2 tRNA genes and 3 rRNA genes are annotated in these 5,495 nt (G+C 51.4%); all 5 read right to left on the reverse strand.

What is annotated here, in order from left to right:
* Positions 1-38 precede the first annotated feature (38 nt).
* Positions 39-154, reverse strand: a 5S ribosomal RNA gene (rrf, locus tag C2U68_RS13385).
* A gap of 161 nt (positions 155-315) precedes the next feature.
* Positions 316-3,209, reverse strand: a 23S ribosomal RNA gene (locus C2U68_RS13390).
* Positions 3,210-3,549: 340 nt separating this feature from the next.
* Positions 3,550-3,625, reverse strand: a tRNA-Ala gene (locus C2U68_RS13395).
* Between the two features lie 108 nt (positions 3,626-3,733).
* Positions 3,734-3,810 (reverse strand) — tRNA-Ile (locus C2U68_RS13400).
* Between the two features lie 60 nt (positions 3,811-3,870).
* Positions 3,871-5,406 (reverse strand): 16S ribosomal RNA (locus tag C2U68_RS13405).
* The 16S, 23S and 5S rRNA genes sit together here with 2 tRNA genes alongside, the layout of an rRNA operon.
* Positions 5,407-5,495: the final 89 nt, after the last annotated feature.

The following is a 5,495-nucleotide window of genomic DNA, read 5'->3' on the forward strand; positions in this document are numbered from 1 at the left end:
AAAAAAAAGCCCGTCTGAGACGGGCTTTATGTTTAAGAGCTTGGCGATGACCTACTTTCACATGGCAACCTGCCACACTATCATCGGCGCTAAGCGGTTTCACTTCCGAGTTCGGGATGGGATCGGGTGGTTCACGCTTGCTATGTTCACCAAGCAAACTGGTTAGGCTGTTGTTGCAGCCGTCATGCACAGGTTCGAAGCGTATGGCTTCGCGGGCTTTGCCCCTTGACCTGTTTTCATGGAAATCTGTAGCGAGTTTGTTGTTCTCAGTTTGTTATCAGCAGTCAACTGTTACCCAAACGCATTGGGCGTTATATGGTCAAGCCTCACGGGCAATTAGTACACGTTAGCTACGCCCATTACTGGACTTCCACACCGTGCCTATCAACGTCGTCGTCTCCAACGGCCCTTCAGGGGACTTAAAGTCCCAGTGAGATCTCATCTTGGGAGGGGCTTCCCGCTTAGATGCTTTCAGCGGTTATCCTGTCCGAACGTGGCTACCCGGCAATGCCATTGGCATGACAACCGGAACACCAGAGGTTCGTCCACTTCGGTCCTCTCGTACTAGAAGCAGCTTCCCTCAAATCTCAAACGCCCACGGCAGATAGGGACCGAACTGTCTCACGACGTTCTGAACCCAGCTCGCGTACCACTTTAAATGGCGAACAGCCATACCCTTGGGACCTGCTTCAGCCCCAGGATGTGATGAGCCGACATCGAGGTGCCAAACACCGCCGTCGATATGAACTCTTGGGCGGTATCAGCCTGTTATCCCCGGCGTACCTTTTATCCGTTGAGCGATGGCCCTTCCATACAGAACCACCGGATCACTAAGACCTACTTTCGTACCTGCTCGACTTGTCCGTCTCGCAGTCAAGCACCCTTATGCCTTTGCACTCATTGCCTGATTTCCGACCAGGCTGAGGGTACCTTCGTGCTCCTCCGTTACTCTTTGGGAGGAGACCGCCCCAGTCAAACTACCCACCAGACACTGTCCCTAATCCAGATAATGGATCGAGGTTAGAACTCCAAACATACCAGGGTGGTATTTCAAGGATGGCTCCACAAGAACTGGCGTTCCTGCTTCACAGCCTCCCACCTATCCTACACAAGTAGGTTCAAAGTCCAGTGTCAAGCTATAGTAAAGGTGCACGGGGTCTTTCCGTCTAGCCGCGGGTACACTGCATCTTCACAGCGATTTCAATTTCACTGAGTCCCAGGTGGAGACAGTGTGGCCATCGTTACGCCATTCGTGCAGGTCGGAACTTACCCGACAAGGAATTTCGCTACCTTAGGACCGTTATAGTTACGGCCGCCGTTTACTGGGGCTTCGATCAAGAGCTTCTCCGAAGATAACCCCATCAATTAACCTTCCAGCACCGGGCAGGCGTCACACCCTATACGTCCACTTTCGTGTTTGCAGAGTGCTATGTTTTTGCTAAACAGTCGCAGCCACCGATTTTTTGCAACCGCCTTATGCTCCATCCGCGAGGGACTTCACTTATCAACGGCATACCTTCTCCCGAAGTTACGGTATCATTTTGCCTAGTTCCTTCACCTGGGTTCTCTCAAGCGCCTTAGAATTTTCATCCCACCCACCTGTGTCGGTTTAGGGTACGGCCACTAGTAACCTGAAGCTTAGAGGTTTTTCCTGGAAGCAGGGCATCTATCACTTCGCGTTTCTTTCGAGACACTCGTCATCACATCTCAGCATAAAGCACCCCGGATTTGCCTAAGGTACATGCCTACTTGCTTAAACGGCCACTTCCAACCGACCGCTGATATAGCCTTCTCCGTCACCCCATCGCAGTTACTACTGGTACAGGAATATTAACCTGTTTTCCATCGACTACGCATTTCTGCCTCGCCTTAGGTGCCGACTAACCCTGCGTCGATTAACGTTGCGCAGGAAACCTTGGGTTTACGGCGAGGGGGTTTTTCACCCCCTTTATCGTTACTTATGTCAGCATTCGCACTTCCGATACCTCCAGCCGACTTCTCAATCGACCTTCGCAGGCGTACGGAACGCTCCTCTACCACTCACGCAAAGCGTGAATCCGTAGCTTCGGTACTATGCTTAGCCCCGGTGAATCTTCCGCGCAGACCGACTCGACCAGTGAGCTATTACGCTTTCTTTAAAGGGTGGCTGCTTCTAAGCCAACCTCCTGGCTGTCTGTGCCTTTCCACATCGTTTCCCACTGAGCATAGATTTGGGGACCTTAGCTGACGGTCTGGGCTGTTTCCCTTTTCACGACGGACCTTATCACCCGCCGTGTGTCTCCCGTGCTGAAACTTGCTGGTATTCGGAGTTTGCATCGGGTTGGTAAGTCGGGATGACCCCCTAGCCGAAACAGTGCTCTACCCCCAGCAGTTATACACGAGGCGCTACCTAAATAGCTTTCGAGGAGAACCAGCTATCTCCGAGCTTGATTAGCCTTTCACTCCGATCCACAACTCATCCCCTACCTTTTCAACGGGAGTGGGTTCGGTCCTCCAGTGTGTGTTACCACACCTTCAACCTGGTCATGGATAGATCGCCCGGTTTCGGGTCTACACCTTGCGACTAAACGCCCTATTAAGACTCGGTTTCCCTACGCCTCCCCTATTCGGTTAAGCTTGCCACAAAATGTAAGTCGCTGACCCATTATACAAAAGGTACGCAGTCACCCCACGAAGGGGCTCCCACTGCTTGTACGCATACGGTTTCAGGTTCTATTTCACTCCGCTCTCCGCGGTTCTTTTCGCCTTTCCCTCACGGTACTGGTTCACTATCGGTCAGTAAGGAGTATTTAGCCTTGGAGGATGGTCCCCCCATATTCAGTCAACGTTTCACGTGCGCCGACCTACTCGATTTCATGCTGAAGACGTTTTCGTGTACGGGGCTATCACCCTGTATCGCCGGACTTTCCAGACCGTTCCACTAACGTCATCAACACTTAAGGGCTGGTCCCCGTTCGCTCGCCACTACTAAGGGAATCTCGGTTGATTTCTTTTCCTCCGGGTACTTAGATGTTTCAGTTCTCCGGGTTCGCTTCAGTGAGCTATGTATTCACTCAAAGATGACGAGGTTATCCTCGCCGGGTTTCCCCATTCAGACATCTCCGGATCACAGGCTGTTTGCCGCCTCCCCGAAGCTTTTCGCAGGCTACCACGTCTTTCATCGCCTCTTACTGCCTAGGCATCCACCGTATGCGCTTATTCACTTGACCATATAACCCGAATACGTCTGCTTTTACTTCGCTTCCGATTTTCATCTTCGGCTTCGTTAGGCTTACTATTTAAGTTATTTGTCAGCTGACATGTTCGCTGATGTTGCTTGAGAACGACTTGCTATTTACTTTCGGCGCTTATCTTTCGATAGTCACTTCCGATAAACCGCAACTCGTTTCAGTTTTGATCGTTTCCGATCAAGACTTGGTTACAGATTTCCATATTGTTAAAGAGCGTATTGATCTAAGGATCAATTCTATAAAGCCTGTATCAAGCATTATAGAGCTGATCGCCTTCACGGATACGTTGGACGCGGGCACTTGGCTTGCCTCTGGCGAGTGGTGGAGCCAGGGAGGATCGAACTCCCGACCTCCTGCGTGCAAGGCAGGCGCTCTCCCAGCTGAGCTATGGCCCCGAAAACAGTCAAAAGACTAAAGCCGAAACCGTCAAGATCAAAACAGCAATCCGACGAATGTCTTTTGCGTGTTCAGTTGCCTCGTTGCTTTCGTCTTGCTTTTCGCGTTGGTGGGTCTGGGAGGATTTGAACCTCCGACCTCACCCTTATCAGGGGTGCGCTCTAACCAACTGAGCTACAGACCCAGGTGCGTCTTTCAATCGAAATAATTTGTTGTGGATACGTGTAACGGGATTCTGTCTTTGTAAGGAGGTGATCCAGCCCCAGGTTCCCCTAGGGCTACCTTGTTACGACTTCACCCCAGTCATGAATCACAAAGTGGTAAGCGCCCTCCCGAAGGTTAAACTACCTACTTCTTTTGCAACCCACTCCCATGGTGTGACGGGCGGTGTGTACAAGGCCCGGGAACGTATTCACCGCGGCATTCTGATCCGCGATTACTAGCGATTCCGACTTCACGCAGTCGAGTTGCAGACTGCGATCCGGACTGGGACCGGCTTTGTGGGATTTGCTTGACCTCACGGTTTCGCTGCCCTCTGTACCGGCCATTGTAGCACGTGTGTAGCCCTACCCATAAGGGCCATGATGACTTGACGTCGTCCCCACCTTCCTCCGGTTTATCACCGGCAGTCTCCCTAGAGTTCCCGACATTACTCGCTGGCAACTAAGGATAAGGGTTGCGCTCGTTACGGGACTTAACCCAACATTTCACAACACGAGCTGACGACAGCCATGCAGCACCTGTCTCTCGGTTCCCGAAGGCACCAAGTCATCTCTGACAAGTTCCGAGGATGTCAAGGGTAGGTAAGGTTCTTCGCGTTGCATCGAATTAAACCACATGCTCCACCGCTTGTGCGGGCCCCCGTCAATTCATTTGAGTTTTAGCCTTGCGGCCGTACTCCCCAGGCGGTCAACTTAATACGTTAGCTCCACTACTAAGTTCTTTAAGAACCCAACAGTTAGTTGACATCGTTTACGGCGTGGACTACCAGGGTATCTAATCCTGTTTGCTACCCACGCTTTCGTACCTCAGCGTCAGTTTGAGTCCAGAGAGCCGCCTTCGCCACTGGTGTTCCTTCAGATCTCTACGCATTTCACCGCTACACCTGAAATTCCACTCTCCTCTACTCAACTCTAGTTATCCAGTATCAAATGCAGTTCCCAGGTTAAGCCCGGGGCTTTCACATCTGACTTAAACAACCGCCTACGCACGCTTTACGCCCAGTAATTCCGATTAACGCTTGCACCCTCCGTATTACCGCGGCTGCTGGCACGGAGTTAGCCGGTGCTTCTTGTATGGGTAATGTCAGTCTACCGGGTATTAACCGATAGGTATTCCTTCCCATTGAAAGTGCTTTACAACCCTCAGGCCTTCTTCACACACGCGGTATTGCTGGATCAGGCTTTCGCCCATTGTCCAATATTCCCCACTGCTGCCTCCCGTAGGAGTCTGGGCCGTGTCTCAGTCCCAGTGTGGCTGATCATCCTCTCAGACCAGCTACGGATCGTCGCCTTGGTAGGCCTTTACCCCACCAACTAGCTAATCCGACATAGGCTCATCTATTAGCGCAAGGCCCGAAGGTCCCCTGCTTTCATCCGTAGATCGTATGCGGTATTAGCGTGAGTTTCCCCACGTTGTCCCCCACTAATAGGCAGATTCCTATGCATTACTCACCCGTCCGCCACTCATCAAAGGTGCAAGCACCTTATCAGCGTTCGACTTGCATGTGTTAAGCATACCGCCAGCGTTCAATCTGAGCCATGATCAAACTCTTCAGTTTAATTTTGGTTTGTCGCTAAGAAAGATTAGCGACCAATCTTGACTCGATTACAGAACGTAATTTATAAGCTTAAATTGACGTGGTCTGTA

It is taken from the genome of Methylomonas koyamae, assembly GCF_006483455.1.
In the GTDB taxonomy this organism is placed as follows: domain Bacteria; phylum Pseudomonadota; class Gammaproteobacteria; order Methylococcales; family Methylomonadaceae; genus Methylomonas; species Methylomonas koyamae_B.